We start from the raw sequence: 22,874 nt of genomic DNA, 5'->3' as shown, positions 1-22,874 counted from the left end.
CGCTCAAGGCCGTGCCGCGGGCTTTGGAATGGACGTGGACGCCCGTGGAACCGCTCAACGCACGCTCGATGCTCGACGCCGCGACCAGCGCTGCGGCGAAGCCCGCTGACCAACCCTTCGTCGAGCGCCGTCGCCGGCTGACGCCCGCAGCGCTCGAAGTCGTCAACCAGAAGGTCGCCCGCGCCTATTCGCCGATCGTGATCGCTGGCTTCGTGCGCCTCGCCGACTTCACGCTGCTGAGCCTCGTCGGCATCGCGCTCTATGCCGGCTATGTGATGCCCCACGCCGGCTTCAACTGGCTCTATCCCGCGGAGATCATCGCGGTGGCGGTCGCCGCCGTGATCTGCTTCCAGGCCGCCGACATCTATCAGGTGCAGTTGTTCCGCGGGCAGCTCCGGCAGATGACTCGGATGATCTCGTCCTGGTCGTTCGTCTTCCTGCTGTTCATCGGCATCTCCTTTTTCGCCAAATACGGCAGCGAAATCTCGCGGCTTTGGCTGGCCGGCTTCTACGCCCTCGGGCTCACCACACTGATCGCCGAGCGCCTGGTGCTGCGCTCGCTGGTGCGCGGCTGGGCGCGCCAGGGCCGGCTCGACCGCCGCACCATCATCGTCGGCTCCGACAGCAACGGCGAGCAGCTGGTCGAGGCGCTGAAGGCGCAGGAGGATTCCGACATCCACGTGCTCGGCGTGTTCGACGACCGCAACGACAGCCGGGCGCTCGACACCTGCGCCGGCGCGCGCAAGCTCGGCAAGGTCGACGACATCGTCGAATTCGCCCGCCGCACCCGCGTCGATCTCGTACTGTTCGCGCTGCCGATCTCGGCGGAGACGCGCATCCTCGAGATGCTGAAGAAGCTCTGGGTGCTACCGGTCGACATCCGCCTCTCCGCGCACACCAACAAGCTGCGCTTCCGGCCCCGCTCCTATTCCTATCTCGGCGAGGTGCCGACACTCGACGTGTTCGAGGCGCCGATCACCGACTGGGATTTGGTGATGAAATGGCTGTTCGACCGCGTCGTCGGCAGCCTCGCGCTGCTCGCAGCGCTTCCGGTGATGGGATTGGTGGCGCTGGCGGTCAAGTTGACCAGCCCCGGACCAGTGCTGTTCCGCCAGAAGCGCTTCGGCTTCAACAACGAGCGCATCGACGTCTACAAGTTCCGTTCGATGTATCATCATCAGGCCGATCCGACGGCGTCGAAGGTCGTGACCAAGAACGATCCGCGCGTCACCCCCGTCGGCCGCTTCATCCGCAAGACCAGCCTCGACGAGCTGCCGCAGCTCTTCAACGTGGTCTTCTCCGGCAATCTCTCCCTGGTCGGCCCGCGCCCGCATGCGGTGCAGGGCAAGCTGCAGAGCCGGCTGTTCGACGAGGCCGTCGACGGCTATTTCGCCCGCCACCGGGTCAAGCCCGGCATCACCGGCTGGGCCCAGATCAACGGCTGGCGCGGCGAGATCGACAACGAAGAGAAGATCCAGAAGCGCGTCGAGTTCGACCTCTATTACATCGAGAACTGGTCGGTGCTGTTCGACCTCTACATTCTCCTGAAGACGCCGATCTCGCTGCTGACCAAGAACGAGAACGCGTATTGAGTTTCCGTCATGACCCGGTCAAGCTGGGCGATGACGGCGGAAGTTGTGGCGTGCGAGTTGCGTAAGCGTATGAGCGTGTGATGGCGTATGCGGCGACAGCCGGGGAGATGAATGCAGCGGTCCGTGCCGCGCCCGGCGTGCTGGCGCTGCAGCGCGCGCTGGTGTGGCTGGTCGGCGCCTCCGGCGCGGTCGTCTTCATCGAGCCGAGCCCCTACGAGATCATGACGCTGCTCGCGGCGGTCACGTTCTTCGCCACCGGCCTTCGCTTGCGGCTCGCGTTGATGCCGCTGCTCGCGCTGCTGGTCCTGCTCAATGTCGGCTACACGATCAGCGCGATTCCGCTGTTCGAGCAATCCGAGGTGGTGAGCTGGATCGCGACCTCCTGGTACATGGCGGTGACAGTGGTGTTCTTCGCCATGGTGATGTCCGAGGATACGCTGGCCCGGCTCGACATGCTCCGCCGCGGGCTCGTGGTCGGCGCGATGGTCGCTTCGGTCCTGGCGGTCGCCGGCTATTTCCACCTGGTACCCGGCGGCAACGACCTCCTCACGCTCTACGGACGCGCGCGCGGCACGTTCAAGGACCCGAACGTGCTCGGCGCCTTCCTGATCCTGCCCGCGCTGTTCTCGCTCCAGAGCGTGGTTTCGGACAAGCTCGGAAAGGCCTTCCGCAACGTCTTCGCCTTCGCCATCATGTCGCTCGCGATCCTGCTCGCGTTCTCGCGTGCCGCCTGGGGCGGCCTCGTGCTGACCTCCGCCTTCATGCTGGCGTTGATGGTGCTGACCGGCCGCACCAACGCGCAGCGCTCGCGCATCGTCATCATGGCGATCGTGGCCGCCGTGCTGGGGCTGGCGCTGATCGCGGTACTGCTATCGTTCGATTCCACCGCCGAGATGTTCAAGCAGCGCGCGAGTTTCGACCAGAGCTACGACGAAGGCCGCTTCGGCCGGTTCGGCCGCCACATCCTGGGTGCGGAGATGGCGCTCGACATGCCGTTCGGCATCGGCCCGCTGCAATTCCACCGCTTCTTTCCCGAGGACACCCACAACTCCTACCTCAATGCCTTCATGTCCGGCGGCTGGCTGTCCGGCGTGTGCTATCCGGCGCTCGTCTTCACCACCGTGATCATGGGCTTCAAGCACGTCTTCGTTCCCGTCCCCTGGCAGCGCGCTTATCTGGCCGTGTTCTCCGCCTTCGTCGGCACCGTCGGCGAAAGCCTCGTGATCGACACCGACCACTGGCGGCACTTCTGGATGATGCTGGGCGCGATGTGGGGCATGATCGCCGCCGCGCAGATCTACAAGGTCAGGGCTGACAACCTCAGGACTGACGAGGACGCGTCTTCAGCTTGAGGGCCGGACGCTTTTCCGGCGGCGTGTCGAGCAGGCTCTTCAGCGCTTCGGTTGCCGCGAGCACGCCCTTGTAGCCCTCATTGGCGAAGCGCAGCAGCAGACGCAGCTCCTCGTCGGAATAGCCGTTGCAGACCTTCTCCATGGCCTGCTGCATCGGCACGTAGAACTGGCTGAGCTTGTCGATCGCCTCGGGCACGACGGCGATGAAGACCTTGCGGCGGTCGGCCTCGTCCCGCTCGCGGCGCACCAGCCCCGCCGTCTCGAGCCGGTCGACCACGCCGGTGATGGCGCCCGTCGTGAGGCCCGTGACCTCGGCGAGCCTGCCTGCTGTGACGCGGCCCTCGAGATAGAGGATGTCCATGCATTCGAGGTCGGAATTGGCAATTCCGGCAACGTTCGCAACGGTCTGACCATAGAGCACGCCCTGCGCGGATGACCTGCGCATCGCCTCCTCCAATTCCCCGAGCAACACCGCGCGCGCCTTCGTCCTTGACAAGGCCGACCTCTTCTCTTACTCGATATATATCTTAGTCACTAAGATATTTAGCGACCGCAATTTCTCCTAGCACCACGGAAACGTCGGGAGCAAGCTATGTCCACTCGTCCCCGCAAGGCCCTGATCATCGGCGCCGGCATCGCCGGCCCCGTGGCCGCGATCCTGCTGCGCCGCGCCGGCATCGAATCCGCGATCTACGAGGCCTGGCCCTATTCGAAGGGCATCGGCGGCGGCCTTCAGATCGCGCCGAACGGCATGCATGTGATGGACGAGATCGGCCTTGCAAACGAGCTGATCAGCCGCGGCTCGGTCGCGGAGGCCTTCGACTTCTATTCGCAAGGAGGCGCCAAGCTCGGCTCGATCAACCGCGACATGGCACGGCGCTTCGGCCAGCCGGCCGTCAATGTCTGCCGTGCCACGCTGAACGAGATGCTGATCGACAAGGCCTGGTGCGCCTGCGTCTCGCTCTATTTCGAGAAGCGGCTGATCAAGGTCGAGGACCGCGGCGACCAGCCTGTCATTGCCTATTTCGCCGACGGCACCACCGCCGAGGGCGATTTCCTGATCGGTGCCGACGGCGTCCACTCCGTGACGCGCCGTCAGGTGGTGCCGGACGGACCGCAGCCTTTCGATACCGGACTGATCGGCTTCGGCGGCTTCGCGCCGCACGCCGTCCTCGACGGCAGGTCGATCAGCCGGCACGTCGAGACCACGTTCGGCCAGAGCGGTTTCTTCGGATACGGCTATTGCAGCCCGGATCCGAACGACGGCGTGATGTGGTGGAGCACGCAGCCTGCGCACGGCATGGACGCGGCGATGTTTCGCGCGCTCGACCACGCGACACTGAAGCAGCATCTGCGCGGCTTCCACCGCGGCTGGCACGATCCGATCCCTGGCATCATCGAGGCCGCCGAGAATATCGTGGTCACCGACACGCTCGACGTCGCGACCCTGCCGGCCTGGTCGCGCAAGCGTTCGCTGCTGATCGGGGACGCCGCGCACGCGACGAGCCCCCATGCCGGCCAGGGCGCCTCGCTGGCGCTCGAGGATGCGATGCGGCTCGCGCGCCTGATGCAGGAGGGCCAGGAGCTCGGCGCCACGTTCCAGGCCTTCGAGGCCGAGCGTCGCCCGCGCACCGAGAAGATCGTCGCCATCGCCCGCCGCAACGGCAACAGCAAGCGCGAATTCAGCGCCGGCGGCGCGTGGGTTCGCAATCAGATGATGAAGTGGCTATTGCCGCTCGGCGCCAAGGGCATGGACTTCATGTACGCATATGACGCTCGGGCGGTGTAGCGGCGAGCTGCCGGGTGGGCAAAGGCGCAATGTGCCGTGCCCACCATGTTTCCAGGCATTCGACAGAAGACGTGGGCACGCTTCGCTTTGCCCACCCTAGGGAAGCTACGCCTGGGCTTCCACCTCGAACCTCAAGCCGGCGTGATCGACCAGCCGTTTGATCAGTCTGTGCTGCATCGCTGCGCCCGGCGTCCAGAGACCGGCCGGAACATCCGGCGTGTCTCGTAGCAGGCAGATGGCGCATTCGGAGATGATCTTCGCCGTTGACGCATAGCCCGGATCGAGATCGCCCTTCACCGCCGCGCGGACCTGACGACCATCGGGCGCGGTCGCGACATAGAGCAGGTCGTAACGACCATTGTCGCGCTCTTCCTTCGACGGTCCGTCGCCCGGCTTGAGCGCTTCAGGGCCGGTCTTTTCGCTGTTGGCGGCCATGACGAGCTTCGCGTTGGCCTGCCCCTCATCGCCTGCACCGGTCAGCACCATCTCGTCGTAGACGAACTCCCTGCCATACGGAAATCCCATCAGCATGTTGGAGCGATGGACGTTGCGCGTATTGAGGATCGCCATCGCGAACGGGGCGGACCAGGATTGCAAATCCTCCTCGAAGACAGGCTTGTTGCCGCGCGGCTGTTTGGGCCCCTCGAAGCCGGGCGTGAATGCGAAGGGGTCCTTGAGGATCGGCACCAGGCTGAGGTCCCGCGCCACCGCTTCGAAAGTGACCCTTGCGCTTGCCGAGGTGCCGCCGGAGAACTTCCAGCTGAGGTCGCGGACGCGTCCCTTGACGCGCGGAGCCGGCGCACCGAACACGCGCCTTGCCTCCTCCTGCACGAAGAACGCACCGAGCTCGAACGGCACGGAATCGAAACCGCAGGAGAACATGATGCGCGCGCCGCTCGCCTTGGCGGCCGCCTCGTGCCTGTCGATCATCTGCTTCAGCCAGATCGGCTCGCCGCACAGATCCATATAGTCCGTGCCCGATGCGGCGCAGGCCGCAACCAGATCAGAGCCATAGATCTGGTACGGGCCGACGGTGGTGATGACCAGCTTCGCCTGATCGACCATCGCCCGCAGCGACGCGGGATCGGCTGCGTCCGCGACGATGAGCGGCGTGGCCTGAGGCGCGCCGATCGCGTCGCGAACGGAGGCGAGCTTATCCTTGCTGCGCCCCGCCATCGCCCATGTCGGCGCGCCGTCGCCGACATAGTGCGCGGCGAGATATTCGGCGACGAGCTGGCCGGTATATCCGGTTGCGCCATAGAGGACGATGTCGAACGTCGCGGGCACGGATCACGCCTCCTGCAGCACCGTGGACTCCTAAGCTTCCACCCTGAACGTCAGCCCCGCATTGTCCTGCAGCCGCTTGATCAGCTTGTGCTGCATCGCCGCGCCTGGTGTCCAGAAGCCGGCCGGAACATCCGTCGCGTCGCGCAGCAGGCACATCGCGCATTCGGAGATCATCTTCGAGGTCGAGCCGTAGCCGGGATCGCGGTCGCCGGTGACACCGGCGCGGACCGTGCGGCCATCGGGCGCGATCGCGACATAGAGCAGATTGAAGAGCCCCTTCTCGCGTTCCTCCTTCGACGGCCCCTCGCCCGGCTTCGGCGCGTTCGGACCGGTCTTCTCGGCGTTGGCCGCCATCACGCGCTTGGCGTTGGCCTCGCCCTTCTCGCCGGGGCCGGTCAAGACCATCTCGTCGTAGACGAAGTCCTGGCCATAGGGGAAACCCATCAGCATGTTGGAGCGATGGACGTTGCGCGTGTTGATCAGCGCCATCATGAACGGCGCGGCCCAGGAATTCAGGTCCTCCTCGAAGGCCGCCTTGTTGCCCTTTGGCTGCTTCGGGCCGCTGAACCCCGGCGTCAACGCAAAATGATCGTTGAGAATGGCGACGAGGCTGAGATCCTTGGCGACCGCGTCGAACGTCGCTTTCGCACTCGCCGCGGTGCCGCCCGACAATGTGCCGCGCATGTCGCGCACGCGTCCCTTCACGCGAGGAGCCGGCGCACCGAACACGCGCTTGGCCTCCTCCTGCACGAAGAACGTCCCGAGCTCGAACGGCACGGAATCATAGCCGCACGAGAACACGATGCGCGCGCCGCTCTCTTTTGCAGCCGCCTCGTACTTGTCGATCATCTGCCGCATCCAGACCGGCTCGCCGCAGAGATCCAGATAATCCGTGCCGGTGGCGACGCAGGCCGCGAGCAATTCCTCGCCATAGAGCTGGTACGGACCGACCGTCGTGATCACCGACATCGTCTGCTCCGCCATCGCCCTCAGCGAGGCCGCGTCCGACGCATCCGCAACGATCAGCGCCGTATTCCCGGGCGCGCCGATCGCATCGCGTACCGATTTCAGCTTGCCGAGGCTGCGGCCTGCCATCGCCCATTTGAGCGAATTGTCGGTCTTGTATTGCCTCGTCAGATATTCGGCGACGAGCTGGCCGGTGAAACCGGTCGCGCCATAGACGACGATGTCGAATTTCGCAGAGCTCATGCTCGTCCCTTACTTTTTCGCGTAACTCACGCCCATGCCGGCACGAACGTCGCTTTGAATGCCATAGGGCGGAATCGGATAGCGCAGGCCGTTCTTGGCCAGTGCCTTCATGCCCTCGATTGCCTTGGCGAGATGCACGGGCTTCAAGGCCATCAGCATCTCCTCGTCCGGCACGCCGCCATAGCGCCGTTCGGCATAGCATGGCAAGGACAGGCTGGGCTCCCCGGTCTTGAGCGCCCGCCCCCACGAATCCGCGCAAGCGGTCTCGCCGACCACGCCCCATTCGAACTTCTTGTAGCCGGTATATTGCAGCCCGTTGATCAGGATGATCATCTGCCCGGGCGTCGCATAGACGAGGCAGATATCGGGCGGATCGAGCCGGCCGCTCGCGAGCGGACTGACGGCGAGCGCCTGATACTGTCCGAATGGAACCACGTCCAGCGCCTCCTGGCGCTTGCGCGCGTCCTCCGCCGTGCCGTGCCAGACCCCGACATAGTTTTCACCGGCGAGCCATTTGTCGTCCTGGGGGCTCAGCCCGATCACCGCGCGGCACTGCGCGCCGACGAGGTCATCCGCGGTAATGCCGACGGTCCAGCCGAGCCGCGAGGCCATGCTGACGATCTGATCGGTGGTGTGGATCGCATTCGGCCGCCGGATCTTCGGGATCGCTTCCATATCCGCGGTACGCGCGAACAGCTTCATGCCGATCACATTCGTCTTCAGCCGCAGCAGGCTGTTGAGATCGGCAACGAGGCCGGCAAGATCGATGCTGTCTGCGCTGTGCTGTTGCATGACTTCCTCCGGACGCAGCGATCGTGCGCCGCGTATTCTTGTTTTGCGGCTCTCGTTCTAGTCCTTGCCGGGTCGGGGAAGCAACTCGCCGGTCCGGCCCATCAGGCGGTAAACCACGAGGCCGATCCACTCGCGCACCGCAACTTCGGTTCGGCCGAGGCCATCCATGCCCATGTTGGTGAAGGACAGGAGATCGTCACGTCCGCCCATCCGCCAGTCGACCGGATAGGCCTCGACCTCAAATCCGGCCTGGCGGAAGATTCCCATCGAGCGCGGCATGTGGAAGGCCGAGGTCACCAGAAGCCAGCGCTCGCCCGGCTTCGGCGTCACCAGCTCTTTGGTGAAGATCGCGTTCTCCCACGTGTTGCGCGAATTGCGCTCGAAGATCAGACGCTCCTTCGGGATGCCCAGACTTTCCAGGATCGGCGCGGAGTAGTCGGCTTCCCGGGCGTCGTTGGAGACGATGTTGGCGCTGCCCCCGGTGAACACGATGCGCGCATTCGGATAGCGGCGCGCGAGCTCGGCCGGCGCAAACAGGCGATCGGCGGCGTGCGCGACGACGGGCGTGCGATGCGCCGCCGACAGATCGGTGTCGACCGAACCGCCGAGCACGATGATGCCGTCGGGCGCGCCGCGCGCGGCGTCCCACGCCGGAAAGCGCGTTTCGAGCGGATAGATCAGCAGATTGCCGAGCGGCGAGAACGCCGCCAGCGCCAGCAGCACCAGCGTGGTCACGGCAAGCTTGCGGCCGAGCGCGGCAAAGCGCGTCGCCATCAGCACCAGCGAGACGATACCGAGCTCAACCAGAAGATTGATCGGCAGCAGCGCAGCGCCAAGGGTCTTGGACAGAACGAAATACAGGGGAGCCTCGCGGGGATGATCTTGCCAGTCTGCGCGGGGCTTGACCTGCCCGGCGATCTTCAGACAGCTTCTTGAAAGATGATCGATCGCCGGGTCAAGCCCGGCCTGATGAAAGCGACCGGACGCGGCAAATGACCCATCACCACCTGCATTCCAGCCCCGAAACCTGCCATTGGGGCTTCTTCGAAGCCGCGCTGAAGCCCGTCCTCACCATCGCCAGCGGTGATGAGGTGACGGTCGACACCATCAGCGGCGGGCCGGACATGCTGCCCGACCGCGACAAGTTTCACATTCCGCCGGAGATGCACGAGGTTCACGCCAGGAACGAGCGCATGCTGCCCGGCCACATCCTCACCGGCCCGATCGCGGTCGAGGGCGCCGAGCCCGGGGACGTGCTCGCGGTCGAGATCCTCGACGTTCAGCTCCGGCAGGATTGGGGCTGGAACATGATCAAGCCGCTATCCGGGACCCTGCCCGACGATTTCCACGAGACGCGCATCCTGAACATCCCGCTCGACCGGACACGGATGACCGGCCGCATGCCGTGGGGCCTCGACCTGCCGCTCAAGCCGTTCTTCGGCGTGATGGGCGTATCGCCGCCGCCAGCCTGGGGCCGCATCTCCTCGCTGGTCCCGCGCGCGATGGGCGGCAATTTCGACAACAAGGAGCTGGGCGCGGGCGCGACGCTCTATCTGCCGGTGTTCGTGCCGGGCGCGATGTTCTCCTGCGGCGACGGCCACGGCGTGCAGGGCGACGGCGAGGTCTGCGTCACTGCGATCGAGACCGCGCTGCAGGGCCGCTTCCGCCTGACGCTGCGCAAGGACCTCAAGTTCGACTATCCCCGCGCCGAGACGGCGACCCACTACATGACCATCGCGATGGATCCCGACCTCGACCAATGCGTGGTGCGCGCGCTGCGCGACATGATCGCGCTGCTCGGCGAGACGCGAAACCTGTCGCGCGAGGACGCCTACACGCTGTGCAGCCTGGCCGCCGATCTCAGGGTGACCCAGACCGTCAACGGCTCCAAAGGCATCCATTGCATGATCGAAAAGGCCATCGTGCACGGCTGAGCGGACCGCCCTTCCCGACCTGCTGACCCCACGCCGCCGCCCATATCCCCGCGCGGTGCGCTGAGTCGTGTCTGATTTCCCGTGCGATTCTAACATGCTGAGCGTCAAGCGCAGCCTGCATTTGACTTCCGGCCCTGAACCTAAATAGAGTCTTAATCGTTACTTTTATGTACCCGAGTAAGAGGCTAGCGTTCGGGCCATGGCCACCGAAAAAGCCGAGACTGACCGTATTCCCGTAACCTTGGCGCTCTCGACCATCACCTATTTGGAGAAGCTGGTGAGACAGGGCACCCACGGCACCAGCGTTCCCGGCGTCGCACGTACCTTGATCGAGGAAGGCATCCGTCTCGCCATCAAGGACGGGCTTTTGTCGATCCGCGACAATGGCAGGACGTGAGCGCGCGCCGAACGTGAGGCGGACGGATCTCGAGGCGGATGGCCGACAGCTGCAACCTGGGACCGTTGACAAATGCCTGTTCTCTCACCGACCTGGACCGACGAACGAATTGAGCTCCTGAAGCGGCACTTCGAGGCCGGCCTTTCCTGCCGCGAGATCGCCGCCGACATCGGCGTCAGCCGCAACGCCGTGATCGGCAAGCTGTCCCGCCTCAACCTGACGCGTGGCCGCACCGGCGATGAGCGCAAGATTCAGGACAGAGGCCCGGCGCGCGCGAAGGCGGTCCCGCGGCTGCAATTCGAGATGCTCGCCACGATCTATGGCGACACCGACGCCCGCGTGGTGACAGGCCCGATCGACGAGGCCAATCGCTGCTCGCTGCTGGAGCTCTCGGAGAACCGCTGCCGCTGGCCGATCTCGACGCCCGGCGCCGAGGACTTCTGCTTCTGCGGCAATTCCGCGCCCGACGGTCAGCCCTATTGCGCCGGCCACAGCCGCCTCGCCTACCGGCCAACCGCCCGCGTTCGCGTGATGCGGGGCTGAACTCCACTTGCGGACATAAAAAACCTCCGGCGGGGCATCGCCGGAGGCTTCTGGAGGCTTAGCGTGAAGCTAAGAGCCGCAACTTTCGTATCTGGCTTTCAGCTATATAGCTTAGTAACTCATGTAAGTAAATTAATCTGGGACGCTTGAATCGCATGGCTCGTCTTCGTCCGCCGCACGGCGATGAGGCGTGCGAGCGCCTGCAAAGAAAAAGCCCCGGCGGTTGTCCGCCGGGGCTGTGTCGGATCGAAGAACCTAGAAGCTTACCAGTTGCGCTGGGCGCGCAGCAGCAGGCTGTAGGTGTCCTGGTCCTTCAGCTCGTAGGTCGCTGCCGGCTTGGCGACGCCCGTCAGCGCGGCGGTCGTGATCGCGCCCGAGTACTTCTGATCGAGGTGGCTGTAGGTGAAGTCAGCCGAGAAGGTCAGGTTCTTCACCGGCGTCCAGCGGGTGATGACACCGACCTGGCCGATGTTGAAGTCCGGGTTGCAGGTGCCGGTCAGGGTGGCGAACGCGGCGCTGCCGCAGATCAGGCCCTTCGCGGTGCCGTTGTAGTTGACCGCGGCCCACGCGCCGTAGAGCGCCGTATTCCAGTACGGGCTCCAGTTGTGGGTGAAGGCACCCCGGAAGCCGTAGGTCTTGGTCAGCTCGAGCTGGCCGCCCGGGGCGAACACCGCGTCAGACACGCCGGCGAAGCCGATGCTCTGATAGGCGGCGTTCGAGCTGCCGAACATCGAGTAGCTGGTCGCGGCCAGCTCCTGGAAGTTGTAGCGGCTCGCGCCCTCGGTGTAGACGCCCGAGATGTTGATCACGTCGCCGGCGCCGGTCGGGATGTTCTTGATGCCCCATGCGAGCTGAACGGCCCAGCCCCATTTGTCTTCGGGATGACCGGTGGCTTCGTTGGCGCCGTAATAGGCGACATGGTTGTCGTGGGCTGCGACCGACGCCTGGAAGATGCCCCAGGCCTGATCGACGCGAACCATCGCGACGAGATCGGGCGAGCGGCTGCCGCCGATGTCGTTCGAGCCGTACGCACCGCCGAGCACGCCGGTGGTCGACATGCCCGCGGTGTTCCAGAGGCTGGTCTGGTAGACCTGCGTCTGGTCCTGCGCCGAGAACGCCGCCGTGATGCCCTGGCCGAAATCGGCCGTGTAGGTGAACTGCGCCACGCCGTTGGTGGTGCCGCTGCCGCCGACGAGCTGGTCGAAGTTGTTGCCGGGATAGTTGATCCAGGGCGCGTCGAACTGCGACACCGCCTTACCCATGGTGAAGCCGGCGAACTGGATGAAGGCGTAGTACACGCCGAGCGCGCCGCCCGAGGTGTTGCCGTCGGTGCCGTTGATGGCGCCGCCGCTCGAACCGGTGAGGCCGGTGCCGGCCGCGTTGAGGCCGATCGTGCCGCTGTACTGGGTCGCGCCCGTGGCCGACCCCGTGCCGCCGTAACTGCCGGTCGTCCAGGTGAAAACCGCGTCGAAATAGGTGCGGACGACGCCGTACTCGGTCGCGGTGCGCGTGTCGATGTTGAGGTCTTCACGAGCACGCATCGAGTAGTAATTGGTCAGGCGGTTGTTGGCCGCGAACACGCCGTTGTACTGGGCGCTGTAATTGCCGCCCGCGTTCAGCGCCACTTCGGCACGCACATAGCCGCCGAGCTTGATGCAGGTATCGGTGCCCGGGATGTAGTAGTAGCCCGCACCGTAAAGCGAGCAGATCTTGACATACTCGACCGCCTTGGCCTTGACGGGAAGATCGGCCGCCTGGGCTCCACCGACGGCGATCAGACCCGCCGCAGTGCCGAGCAAAAGGCTCTTCACCACTTTCATTTAAAACCTCCAAGTTGCTCATTTTGCGGAGACGGACCGTGAGGCCCCCCAGATCCCCGCCTCTCAAATCCGCTCGGCCGCTTTCGGACACCCCCGCATCGCGACGCGAGGAACGTGAGCGAACCACCTGCAACGGGACGATCGAGTACCCCCCACCGTCGGGGAACAATATGCAGCGCGTCGTTCGCTAATCAAAATAGTTTATTAGATCAGCTTTATGGTTTCGCCCGACCTGTGCTCCGCGCGCAACACCGGAAGTCAACGGGCTAATGCTGAGCTGATCATCTTTGTAATTTTAGTGACGAAATTACCCTGCTCTGCACTTGCGTCAGAGCAGGCTTGCGTGGACTATGGCCCTCCACGAACACCGGCCTGAACCATCGTTCACTGGAGTGACGCTGTGTCCGCGACGAGGAAAGAAGGAGCGCGTATGCGCTCGGTCGGCAATCTGGATATCATCAGGCGCTTCACCTGGGAGATATCGTCGATCAACATGCATCTGGAGGAATTGCGTCAGTTGTGGGCGAAGACGCTCGGCATCAGCGGCCCGCAATGGCTGATCCTGATGGCCATCTCCGACCTCGACAAGGACGAGGGCATCCCGGTCAACGTCGTCTCCAAGCTGCTCCACGTGGATCCGTCCTTCATCACCACGCAGTCCAAGCTGCTGGAGAAGAAGGCCCTGTTGCGCCGTCGCCCCTCGCCGACCGACGCCCGCGTGGTGCGGTTGTCGCTGACCGACAAGACGCAGAAGCACATCGCGAGCCTCAACGAGCAGTACAAGACGATTCGCGAATTCGTCTTCCAGGAGTTCGACGAGGACGAACTGGCGGAATTCACTACCAAGCTCGCGACGCTGAAGACTCGCCTCGAGAAGGCCTGCGTCCGGATCTCGCTCGACTTCTAGGGCACATTGCGGAAAAGTGTGCCGCGGTTTTCCGACAAGATCATGCCCAAGCGATAAAGCCGGGTTCAGATCCGGCGGGCGGCGGCGCCGAGCCGCGATTCGAGCCAGTCGAAGATATATTCGTTGGCAAGGCTCGGATTGTCCGCGTGGGCCTGCGCCGCGCCGGTCTCGGCGGCCGTGAAGACCTTCAACATGACATCCGAGCTGCCGAGCCGGGAGCTCTGGACGATCTGACGGGCTCGGTCGGCCTTGAGCCAGCCGTCCTCGCCGAGCGTGATCAGCACCGGACAGTCGGCGCTGGAGGCCATCAGCGGCGCATGCGGCACCGGCACGATGCCGACGTCGCTCAGCGCGAATCGGCTGGCGAAGAAGGCGCGCTCGTGCAGGTCCCACAGGCCGCCGTCGCAGACGGCGGCGGCAAGCCGCGGCTCCTGCAACACCGCCCGCGCCACGAAGGAAGAGCCCCAGCCATCGGCAATGATCCCGACGCGCGCGAAATCGACCTCGCCGCGCGTCTCCAGATAGTCCATGACGGAAGGAATCGCGCTCTCGAGATCGCGGCGCCGCAACAGCGCATCGATGAAATCGTCGCGCTGCTCGCCGAACAGATCCAGCGCCAGCAGCGAGAAGCCACGCTCGCGCGCATGCGGCGCGAGCTTGAACAAGAACTCTTCCTTGCGGTGGCCGGGCTCGCCGATGCAGATCACGGTCGGCGCTCGCACGCTGCCCGACGGTGCCGGGAGGAAGTAGCCCTGCAGCGCATGTCCGTCGAGCCAGGGGATGGTCACGACCTCGCCGGCCGGACTGCGCGCCGAAAGGTAGCGGCGTGCGCATTCCTGCATCGCCAGCACCGCGACCCAGCGGCGCTCGTCGTCCTGCTCGAGCGGCATGGCCGCTGCACCATAATAGTTCATGGCGCGCAGCCAGTTGCGCTGTGCGCTCGCCATATGGCCTTCCGCGAAGGCGGCCTCGGCGCGCTGCCGGTTGGCTTGCGCCAGCCGCTTCCATTCGCGATGCCAGGAGCGATCGTCGCCGCGCTTCAGCTGCCGCGCGATCATCAGGCATTCGGCGATCGTGGCGCCGCCCTCCTGGGCCGCGGTGAGCAGCCGCGTGAATTCAGCGGAGATGTCCTCTCGCTCCGGGCAGAGGATCCAGTCGTCGGAGAGGCATGCGGGTATCATCGGAGCTGCGCTCTATCATCGCGTTACCCCTGATTGACTAAACCATTTCAGGTGTCCGACCAAGACGCCGCGCGCGGCATTACAAGCGTTCGAGATCACCTTCGCTTGAGCGACGATCCGTGACGCATGCATGACATTCCGATCCGACATGGAGAGCCGGGGATTGGCAAGAGGTGGCACGCAATATCACGCGCACACCCCTTGTCATGATGACTATCATACCTATATCGGCGCGCCCGCCGGCGGTCTCAACCGAGCTTCCAGCCGACCTCCTGCGTAAAGCTTTCGTAGAAGGCGCGGTCATAGGCCTGCTCGGGCGTGGCGCGCACGCGTTCGTCCAATCGCCTGGCGTCCTCGCCGACGAGGATGCGCCAGCGCTCCGCCTTGACCCCGTCGAGAATGATCTTGGCCGCTTGCGCGGCCGTCGTCGGCGCATCCTCCAGGAAGCTGCGGGCGCGCTCGGCGAACGCCGCCTGAATGTCCTCGTCCGACATCCTGTCGGCATCCGGCACGCCCGCCGCGACCATGCGCTTGCGGGTCAGCGCGACCTCGTCGGCATTGAGTCGCTCCGAGCCGTCGGCGCTCTGCACCTTGCGCGAATTGGAGACGATCGAGGTGCCGATATGGCCGGGCATCACCACCGAGCATTTGACGTGCGGCGCGTGCAGGCGGAGGTCGTTGATCAGGGCTTCGGTGAATCCCTTCACCGCGAACTTCGCCGAGCTGTAGGCAGTGTGCGCCTGGTTCATGCCGATCGAGGCCCAGAAGCCGTTGACGCTCGCGGTGTTGACGATGTGGGCCTCGTCCGCCGCGACCAGCATCGGCAGGAAGGTGCGCACGCCGAGATAGACGCCGCCCCAGCAGATGTTGAAGGTGCGTTCCCACTGCTCGCGCGTGTTGGTGAACAGGCTGCCGCCGCCGCCGATGCCGGCATTGTTGAACAACAGATTGACGCGATCGGTCTTCTGCTGCTCGGCGAGCTCGTCGCGAAACCGTTTCAGATGATCCTCGATCGAAACGTCGGCGACATGCGTGGTGACGCGCAAGCCTTGCGGCAGCTTCTCGGTCTCGCACAGCCGCTTGGTCTCGGCCATGGCCGCTTCCGAGACGTCGCACATCGCGACGTTGCAGCCCTCGGCCACCAGCTGCCGCGCGAGCTCGCGCCCCATACCCGTGCCGCCGCCGGTGATGACCGCGATCTTTCCAGCAAAATCCTTCATGGGACTGGAGTCCCTCCCTTGTCGGTATGTTTCTTCGTCGCCGCGCCGTTCGCCGACGCGCGCGCAAAATGTAGCAGCGCTGCACCGGCAGGTAAAAGCAGGCGCCCGCGGTGGCCGACATCGCTTATTTCGGCGGATGGACTATTCCGACGTTTCGTCGCGCCGCTGCCCCTCCGAGCCACACCCCCGCAATCGGACATAACCATCCGGTTCCCGTATTTGTCCGGCTTCGGTTTATAGGCAAATTTTTTACAATCCGAATCATCAAATGGACACCGGACGCTGGGTCGAGTCGGCCAGGCCAGCGTGTTGTTTGCGTGTCACAGGCTCTGGCACTCCGCTTGCATCCTCTTCGTGGTCCAGAACTACCGATGAGGTGACAGGAATGTTCGTGACCGTCGTAGCCGTGCTCTGCCGGCTTAGCGCAGCTAGCTCAGGCAGTTGCGTCGAGGAAATCGTGACCGACAGCAACATGACGCCCGAGATTTCGATGATGCAGTGCGCGGTCGGCGCACAGGCACCCCTTGCGAAATGGATGGGCGAGCATCCGATCTATCACGCCAATTGGCGCCTCGAGCGCTTCAAATGCGTGCCGGGTCACTACGAGATCAAGGGCCACGCCTGAAGATCCCGCAAAACTACTGACGCGAAGATAGAAGACGACGAGGAAACGCCCCGGAGGCCGCCTCCAATGGGCCCCGCGCCAGTCGACACGACGGCGCATCCCTGTGACAACGGTCACACGCCTCTCACGCCACCGCCCGCAAAATCATCGCCCGCGCGCGCCGGCCCTCCGGCGTCGGCATCAGCGCATAATTGTGCGGCTGGTCGCGGAGCAGATGCAGATCCACCGGCACGCCCACCGCCCTCGCCCGCTCCGCCAGATCGACGCTGTCGGGATAGAGCAGATCACGCGTGCCTGAGAAGATCGTCATGGGCGCGAGGAAGCGGAACGCGCCGTTGAGCGGACTGACGAAGGGGTGGCCGACATCGAGCTCGCCGGCATATAGCCTGGCAGCCTCGACGATGCCGGGAATGTCCTGGACCGGATCGCGCGCGGCGATCTCGATCTGCTCGGGACGGCTGACCGAGGCGTCGGCCGCCGGCGAGATCAGCATCAAGCGCGCCGGCTGTCGGTGCCCGCGATCGCGCAGCCATTGGCAGGCGGCGAGCGCAAGGCCCGCGCCGGCGGAATTGCCGACCACCGTCACCTTTGCGGACCCGGCATCCTCCAGCAGCATCCGCAGCAGCTCGGAAGTCCTTGGGACAAGGTCCTTCGCGGTGGCGCGCGGCGCCAGCGGATAGATCGGCACGACGCAGACGACGTTCGCCTTGCGCGTCATCTCGCCGACAAAGCGCCAATGCGCCGGCACGATCTCGTTGATGTAGCCGCCGCCATGCAGGAACATGACGAAGTTGCAGCCCTCATGGCCCGACGCCGGCGCGGTGTAATAGACCGGCCAGCCGCCCATCCTGGTCAGGATCGCTTCGACGCCGCGGCCAAGCCCGGTCGGCTCGAACGAGGCCGGCTGCAAGGCAAGCTTCTGCACATGCGCCTGCACCGCTTCGGCGGAGGCGAGCTGCTGCTTGTAGGGGAGCTGCCGCAGCACCGCGTTGAACAGACGGCTCTGCAGGCTCGGCGTGGGATCGTGGTTGCGCGGCGCGCACATCGCAGGACAAAACTGCAGGGACGACACAAGTCTTGCGACGCTCATGGTCCGTTCTCCGCCTGGCTTTCGCATCCATATGGCGACGAAGATGGTTGCGAGAAGGCCGCCATAGGCAGATATAATGCGAGCATTCGCTCGCTTTTCCTACTCGCATTCGGATCGCAATGCCATGGCCCGCACGCCACCGACAAATCCGCGCAAAAACGCCTCACAGGCGCGCTCACGCGCCACCGTCGACGCGCTGGTCGAGGCGACCGCTCGCATTCTGGTCCGCGACGGTTTCGAGAAGGCGAGCACCAACCGCATCGCGGAGATCGCCGGCGTCAGCGTCGGCTCGCTCTACCAGTACTTTCCAAGCAAGGAAGCCCTCGTCGCCGCTGTGATCGAGCATCACAACGAGGAGATCATGGGCATCGTCCGCGCCGCCCTCGTGGAAGTCGCCGACCTCCCGATCGAGAAAGCCGTGCGAAAACTCGTCACCGTCGCGATCGAAGCCCACCGCATCAACCCGAAACTGCACCGCGTGCTCGCCGAGCAGATTCCCCGCACCGGCCAGCTCAAAGACGTCGAAGCCTTCAACCGCGAGGTCCAAACCCTCGTGCGCAGCTATCTCGAAAGCCGCCGCAAGGAGATGCGCAAGGTCGATTTGGATGTAGCGACCTTCATCTGCGTCAGCGCGATCGAGTCGGTCGCGCACAACACGGTGCTGCACGGAGCCGAGATGCTGTCGGAGAAGATGGTGAAGGTGCTGGTGGACGAGACGACGCGGCTAGTGGTGGGATATTTGAGGTAGGTGGAACGATGCCCGAAACCTGGACGCGCTTGCTGGACTGCGAGGCCTAGTCGTGTTCGCTGTCGGGGCCATCACGCCTCTCCGGCTTTCGGCGTGGAAGGGAACGCCGGCTTTTCCCAAGGCTCCCCGCGCCTCAGCCCGTCGGCCAGCGCGCACGCGCATGCGGCCAGCAACGCCTCCCCCTTGTCCCGCGAGCTGCGTCTGGCGTCCCCTGCAACGCCAGTCGAAGTCACCTGCTCGAACGACACAAACCGCTTCAGCGTCGGCACCAGCGACGCAACAACGTCAAAGGCCGGCCCCTGCGCTTCCCCGAGACGATCGGCATCGACCAACTCGGGACATGCGGCCATCATCATGGACGTTTCAGCTTCGCATGCGTGCATGAGACCGGGCTGATCCTCCAGAATACTCGAGATCGCCTCCCGGGCCGCCATGAAATAGGTCGCTGTCGCGATCGGCGCATTCAGCTCACGCGTCAGATCTGTCGTGATCGCAGCCAAGGCCGCGATGTTTCCGGCATGTCCGTTGACAAGAACGATCTTGCGAAAGCCGGCCTCCAACACGGAGCGGCACAGGTCCCTCAAGAGCAGATAATATGTCTGAAGCGTCAGCGAAAACGTCCCTCCGAACGGGACATGGTGGTCAGCCAAGCCACACCATACCGTCGGTGTGACCACGACGGGCAGTTCTGAAGTCAACAAGCCAGCCACCCGTCGGCACACGTTCGTCACCAGCATGTCGTCGACGCCGGTCGGCAAGTGCGGACCATGTTGTTCCGTTGATGCGACGGGCAGAAGCACAATCGCGTCCCGCGCAGCGAGCGTTCGCAGAGTGGCCGCATCCAAGCAATTCCAAGTCGTGCATGCCATGACCATCATTCCGACGATATGACGACCGCGCCGGCGGCCCGGGTTACTTCTTGACCAACGGGCATTCGCTCTCGCTCAAGGGAAAGTAAGCCTCGCTACTCGGCACGGTTTTGATGATGTCATAGTAATCCCAGGGGGCGGTGATTTCCGACGGCTCCTTGACCTGCGCCAGGTAGAAGTCGTGAATAAGCTTTCCGTCTTCCCTGATGGTCGCTCCTCTCGCGTAGAAATCATCAATCGGGGTGGCACGCATTTTCTCCAGAACCGCATCGGTCGCGTCAGTACCGGCCGACATGGCGGCCTTGAGATAATGCAGCACGCCGGAGTAGGTGGCCGCCTGCGGCTCAGTCGGCATTGCGTTTCGAAGTTTGAAGAAGCGTTGCGAGAACGCTCTCGTTTCCTCATTCCGAGCCCAATACCATGCAGTCAGAGTGGTCAGACCTCGCGCGGTCTGGGCCCCCATGGCATGCACGTCGCTGATGAACATCAGTTCGGCGATCGGCTTCTGAGCGCCTGCGGTCATGCCGAACTCGTTCCATTGTTTCATGGAGTTTACGAGTTGGTCGCCGGCATTGGCGAAGGCGACGACCTTGGCACCAGAGGCTTGCGCCTGAAGAAGGAACGACCCGTAGTCGGCATTCCCGAGCGGATGGTAGACGGCCCCGAGGGCCTTGCCGCCGGTCGAGGCAAGCACTCGCTGCGACTCGAGCACCATGTTCTTCCCAAAAGCATAGTCGGCGGCGATGAAGTACCAGCTATCGAAGCCTTGAGAGACGAGTGTTCGAATTGGGCCTGCTACGAGGTTGTAGGAATCATGAAGCCAGGCCAGGCCTGTTTTGGTGCATTGTTTGCCGGTCAATTCGGTCGTCGCGACTGACGTATAGATGACGATCTTGTTCTTGTCTCTTGCCTGCGATTGGATGGCCAGCCCGACAGCCGAATTGCCGACATCCGCGACCATGTCGACGCCTTCGACATCGAACCATCTGCGCACGATGCTTACGCCTATATCCGCCTTGTTCTGATGGTCGGCCGATACGACCTCAACCTTGACCGAGGGATTCGTCCTCTGAAAGTCCTCAACCGCAAGCTTGGCCGCTACGACTGATCCCGGTCCATTGATGTCGGATAGCGGACCCGTCTGATCGTTGATGATACCGATCTTGATGAGGCCGCCTGAGAACTCCGCGGCATCGGCTTGGCCACAATGCGATCCGAACGCGATGATCGCCAGGAGAGCCGTCACGCGGGCACCTCGCCGCCCCTGACATCGCACCAACAATTCCTGCTTAGACCCATGGCTGGTCATTCGACGCTCCCAATATATGTCGCGTGGTCGCTTCAAGATTGCTGCCGTGAAGTCTGCCGTCGTGCGAAATGACATGGGCGTCGCAGCTGGTGGTCCGCGACCCCTGGCCTTGCCGCTTCCTAAGCCGGCACCGCCTTGCGCGACCGGAGCTTTTCCGCAGCCTGATCGACGGCGGCCTGACGCGCGCGGAGCCAGGGCAGCGAGGCTGATTTGATCTCCGACAGGAGCTCCGGAGGAGCGTTCTGGACCGTGAGATCGAACGGCGGCTCAGGTTGATATTCGAGGAACAGCTGCAACCTTTTCGCGACGTCCTCGCCGCAGATTTCGGCGGCGACCCGGAAAGCGAAATCCACCCCGGCCGTGACCCCTCCCCCCGAGATGCGATTGCGGTCGACGACGACGCGCTGGTCGACGGCGATGGCACCGAACGAGGCCAGCATGTCCCGCATCAGCCAATGGCAAGCCGATTCGTAACCCGTGAGAAGGCCAGCCGATCCCAGCACGAGGCTGCCGGCGCAGACAGACGTCACATAGCGCGCCGAACCACCCTTCTCGCGGACGAAGGCAATCACCTCGTCATCGCTCATGATCGACGTCATGCCCGGACCGCCGCCGATACAGAAAATGTCGAGGTCGGGGCACTCGCTGAACGTCGTTGTCGGCAGCAGCGGCAGTCCGACGTCGCTGACGATCGTCTCGATACGCTTCCAGAGCAGATGAACCTTGGCGTTCGGCAATCGGGCAAGAACCTCGAACGGCCCCGTCACATCAAGCTGGGTCATACCCGGGAAGCAGACGATCCCGATTTGAATGGGCTTGTCGGACATTTGTCGCCTCTTCCTTTGACTGATGCCGTCTCGTTCTCTGATTGGACAATGTTGACAGCCACTGGACTTTGCCGAAATGTCAATCTACACGCATTTTCTGCCAAGGCTGCCATGCCCGCCGCTTCCCCCCGACGTCTCGTCTTCGTCTTGTTCGAGGATGGGCTTCTGCTCGATTTTGGAGGGCCGCTTCAAGTCTTTGAGTTGGCTTGCGAAAATGACGCATCGAATCCGCCTTACGTGTGGGAGATCTGCTCCGCCAACGGGGGGCTTGTTCGGACCTCCGCCGGCCTTGAACTGATGACGCGACCACTCCCTGTCGATTTGGAGGGCATCGACACCCTGGTCATCGGCGGTGGGCCCGGCGTTCACCGAGCCGCCACAGATCTCAAGCTCATCGCATTTTTTCGCTCGGCCGCTCCGCACGTCAGGCGCATCTGCTCGGTCTGTACGGGAGCATTTGTCTTGGCGGCAGCCGGCCTCCTTGCTGGTCGTCGCGCCACGACGCACTGGGGCTCATGCGACTTGCTGAGGACCCGCCATCCCGACACCACGGTCGAAGTCGATCCCGTGTTCGTTCATGACCGGGGCATCTGGACGTCGGCGGGTGTCACCGCCGGTATCGATCTGGCGCTCACGCTTCTGGAGGACGATTTGGGCCATCGCGAAGCGATGAGGGTCGCGCGAAGATTGGTGGTCTTTCTCAAGCGACCTGGAGGCCAAGCCCAGTTCAGTGTGCCGCTTTCAGTACAATCGTCCGACCATCCGGCATTTGAGGAGATCACCGCCTGGATCCAAGACAATCTGGGAGGAGACCTGCGCGTCGAACGATTGGCCGAGCAGGCGAAGATGAGCCCTCGCACCTTTGCCCGGCTATTCCGGAAAAGAACAGGTCAGTCCCCCGGCAAGACCGTTGAGGAATTTCGTGTCGAGGCGGCACGGCGGGCTCTCGAGGAATCCGAAGCCAGTATCAAGGAAATCGCTGTCCGTGCCGGCTTTCAAAGCGAAGAGCACATGAGACGGGCTTTCCGTCGGCGTTTGAGTGTTCTGCCGAACGAATATCGCGCCAGGTTTCACGCAGGCGGTGATCAGCTTCGCGAGCCGATAGCAGGGCAATAATCGGCTCAGCTGTCCTGCGCATTATGCTGAGCTGCATAGATAGGAACGCGCCATCGCCGGAGCACTTGCGTGATGGCAGCCTTCGGCAATCCACCCATCAAAATCTTACGGGTTTTGATCATCCCGCTAGATCGCCTCCATCCTCCCGCCGATGAAAAGGCGGCCATGCCCCGTATGACCAACCCCCAAACCAATTCGGAAAACCGACATCCCCCCAATGACTTCGGTACTGTGCATGGGGTTGTTTTTGACATTTCCACTTTTAGC

The 22,874-nt window shown here is 63.9% G+C and carries 22 protein-coding genes; 10 read left to right on the top strand and 12 right to left on the bottom strand.

Annotated elements, in window-relative coordinates; genetic code table 11:
• The first annotated feature begins 44 nt into the window (after positions 1-44).
• Both AC0WRY_RS15435 and AC0WRY_RS15430 read left to right on the top strand, forming a co-directional pair.
• Entirely contained in the window at positions 45-1,592 is a 1,548-nt protein-coding gene (locus tag AC0WRY_RS15435; protein WP_491123322.1) for an undecaprenyl-phosphate glucose phosphotransferase, read from the top strand.
• Between the two features lie 80 nt (positions 1,593-1,672).
• Positions 1,673-2,944, top strand: a complete 1,272-nt coding sequence (locus AC0WRY_RS15430; RefSeq protein WP_491123321.1) for an O-antigen ligase family protein — start codon at positions 1,673-1,675, stop codon at positions 2,942-2,944.
• Here AC0WRY_RS15430 and AC0WRY_RS15425 read toward each other — a convergent pair.
• Complete coding sequence (locus tag AC0WRY_RS15425) at positions 2,913-3,389, bottom strand: MarR family transcriptional regulator (RefSeq protein WP_212068272.1); 477 nt, start codon at positions 3,387-3,389, stop codon at positions 2,913-2,915. The genes AC0WRY_RS15430 and AC0WRY_RS15425 overlap by 32 nt on opposite strands.
• A 147-nt stretch (positions 3,390-3,536) precedes the next feature.
• Between AC0WRY_RS15425 and AC0WRY_RS15420 the strand changes: the two genes are divergently transcribed.
• A complete protein-coding gene (locus AC0WRY_RS15420) occupies positions 3,537-4,733 on the top strand; it encodes an FAD-dependent monooxygenase (protein ID WP_194407801.1) in 1,197 nt (398 codons plus the stop codon).
• Positions 4,734-4,838: 105 nt separating this feature from the next.
• Here AC0WRY_RS15420 and AC0WRY_RS15415 read toward each other — a convergent pair whose 3' ends face one another.
• The 4 genes from AC0WRY_RS15415 to AC0WRY_RS15400 are packed head-to-tail and all read right to left on the bottom strand — an operon-like array spanning position 4,839 to position 8,795.
• The gene (locus tag AC0WRY_RS15415) at positions 4,839-6,020 is read right to left on the bottom strand and encodes a saccharopine dehydrogenase family protein (RefSeq protein ID WP_491123320.1); all 1,182 of its coding nucleotides are present in this window, start codon (positions 6,018-6,020) and stop codon (positions 4,839-4,841) included.
• Positions 6,021-6,050: 30 nt separating this feature from the next.
• Positions 6,051-7,229: a saccharopine dehydrogenase family protein gene (locus AC0WRY_RS15410; RefSeq protein WP_194407799.1), complete on the bottom strand. Its 1,179-nt coding sequence runs from the start codon at positions 7,227-7,229 to the stop codon at positions 6,051-6,053.
• 9 nt (positions 7,230-7,238) lie between these two features.
• Positions 7,239-8,021 carry a DUF169 domain-containing protein gene (locus AC0WRY_RS15405; protein ID WP_194407798.1) on the bottom strand — a complete coding sequence of 261 codons (783 nt, stop codon included), beginning with the start codon at positions 8,019-8,021 and terminating at the stop codon, positions 7,239-7,241.
• Between the two features lie 57 nt (positions 8,022-8,078).
• Positions 8,079-8,795, bottom strand: a complete 717-nt coding sequence (locus tag AC0WRY_RS15400; RefSeq protein ID WP_246776475.1) for a YdcF family protein — start codon at positions 8,793-8,795, stop codon at positions 8,079-8,081.
• A 218-nt stretch (positions 8,796-9,013) separates the two neighbouring features.
• On the opposite strand from AC0WRY_RS15400, the gene AC0WRY_RS15395 reads away from it, so the two are divergent.
• The 3 genes from AC0WRY_RS15395 to AC0WRY_RS15385 all read left to right on the top strand — a co-directional run bounded on the left by AC0WRY_RS15395 (position 9,014) and on the right by AC0WRY_RS15385 (position 10,895).
• On the top strand, positions 9,014-9,955 hold the full coding sequence (locus AC0WRY_RS15395; protein ID WP_491123319.1) for an acetamidase/formamidase family protein: 942 nt from the start codon (positions 9,014-9,016) through the stop codon (positions 9,953-9,955).
• A 199-nt stretch (positions 9,956-10,154) separates the two neighbouring features.
• A complete protein-coding gene (locus AC0WRY_RS15390) occupies positions 10,155-10,352 on the top strand; it encodes a hypothetical protein (RefSeq protein ID WP_007603456.1) in 198 nt (65 codons plus the stop codon).
• A 72-nt stretch (positions 10,353-10,424) separates the two neighbouring features.
• Complete coding sequence (locus AC0WRY_RS15385) at positions 10,425-10,895, top strand: GcrA family cell cycle regulator (protein WP_194407796.1); 471 nt, start codon at positions 10,425-10,427, stop codon at positions 10,893-10,895.
• Positions 10,896-11,158: 263 nt separating this feature from the next.
• Here the strand turns inward: AC0WRY_RS15385 and AC0WRY_RS15380 are convergent, their stop codons facing one another.
• Positions 11,159-12,715 (bottom strand): porin, encoded by a 1,557-nt coding sequence (locus AC0WRY_RS15380; protein ID WP_491123318.1) that lies wholly within the window; start codon positions 12,713-12,715, stop codon positions 11,159-11,161.
• A gap of 400 nt (positions 12,716-13,115) precedes the next feature.
• Between AC0WRY_RS15380 and AC0WRY_RS15375 the strand changes: the two genes are divergently transcribed.
• On the top strand, positions 13,116-13,622 hold the full coding sequence (locus AC0WRY_RS15375; RefSeq protein WP_194407794.1) for a MarR family winged helix-turn-helix transcriptional regulator: 507 nt from the start codon (positions 13,116-13,118) through the stop codon (positions 13,620-13,622).
• Between the two features lie 65 nt (positions 13,623-13,687).
• On the opposite strand, the gene AC0WRY_RS15370 is transcribed toward AC0WRY_RS15375, so the two are convergent.
• Both AC0WRY_RS15370 and AC0WRY_RS15365 read right to left on the bottom strand, forming a co-directional pair.
• On the bottom strand, positions 13,688-14,803 hold the full coding sequence (locus AC0WRY_RS15370) for an alpha/beta hydrolase family protein (protein WP_194407793.1): 1,116 nt from the start codon (positions 14,801-14,803) through the stop codon (positions 13,688-13,690).
• A 248-nt stretch (positions 14,804-15,051) separates the two neighbouring features.
• The gene (locus AC0WRY_RS15365) at positions 15,052-16,023 is read right to left on the bottom strand and encodes an SDR family NAD(P)-dependent oxidoreductase (RefSeq protein ID WP_194407792.1); all 972 of its coding nucleotides are present in this window, start codon (positions 16,021-16,023) and stop codon (positions 15,052-15,054) included.
• A 385-nt stretch (positions 16,024-16,408) separates the two neighbouring features.
• On the opposite strand from AC0WRY_RS15365, the gene AC0WRY_RS15360 reads away from it, so the two are divergent.
• Positions 16,409-16,648: a hypothetical protein gene (locus tag AC0WRY_RS15360; protein ID WP_194407791.1), complete on the top strand. Its 240-nt coding sequence runs from the start codon at positions 16,409-16,411 to the stop codon at positions 16,646-16,648.
• Between the two features lie 124 nt (positions 16,649-16,772).
• Here the strand turns inward: AC0WRY_RS15360 and AC0WRY_RS15355 are convergent, their stop codons facing one another.
• Positions 16,773-17,738, bottom strand: a complete 966-nt coding sequence (locus AC0WRY_RS15355; RefSeq protein WP_194407790.1) for an alpha/beta hydrolase fold domain-containing protein — start codon at positions 17,736-17,738, stop codon at positions 16,773-16,775.
• A 124-nt stretch (positions 17,739-17,862) separates the two neighbouring features.
• Between AC0WRY_RS15355 and AC0WRY_RS15350 the strand changes: the two genes are divergently transcribed.
• Complete coding sequence (locus tag AC0WRY_RS15350; protein ID WP_194407789.1) at positions 17,863-18,486, top strand: TetR/AcrR family transcriptional regulator; 624 nt, start codon at positions 17,863-17,865, stop codon at positions 18,484-18,486.
• Positions 18,487-18,557: 71 nt separating this feature from the next.
• Here the strand turns inward: AC0WRY_RS15350 and AC0WRY_RS15345 are convergent, their stop codons facing one another.
• The 3 genes from AC0WRY_RS15345 to AC0WRY_RS15335 form a co-directional block, all read right to left on the bottom strand.
• Entirely contained in the window at positions 18,558-19,286 is a 729-nt protein-coding gene (locus tag AC0WRY_RS15345; protein WP_246776474.1) for a creatininase family protein, read from the bottom strand.
• A gap of 112 nt (positions 19,287-19,398) precedes the next feature.
• The gene (locus AC0WRY_RS15340) at positions 19,399-20,664 is read right to left on the bottom strand and encodes an ABC transporter substrate-binding protein (protein ID WP_194407788.1); all 1,266 of its coding nucleotides are present in this window, start codon (positions 20,662-20,664) and stop codon (positions 19,399-19,401) included.
• Between the two features lie 119 nt (positions 20,665-20,783).
• Positions 20,784-21,491, bottom strand: coding sequence for a DJ-1/PfpI family protein (locus AC0WRY_RS15335; protein WP_194407787.1), 708 nt, complete (start codon positions 21,489-21,491; stop codon positions 20,784-20,786).
• A 111-nt stretch (positions 21,492-21,602) separates the two neighbouring features.
• Here AC0WRY_RS15335 and AC0WRY_RS15330 point away from each other — a divergent pair, with 111 nt between their 5' ends.
• A complete protein-coding gene (locus tag AC0WRY_RS15330) occupies positions 21,603-22,607 on the top strand; it encodes a GlxA family transcriptional regulator (RefSeq protein ID WP_194408277.1) in 1,005 nt (334 codons plus the stop codon).
• Positions 22,608-22,874 lie beyond the last annotated feature (267 nt).

Source organism: Bradyrhizobium sp. T-12 (genome assembly GCF_058314695.1).
Note: the sequence above shows the minus strand (reverse complement) of the source record. Positions and strands in the feature narration are given on the sequence as shown.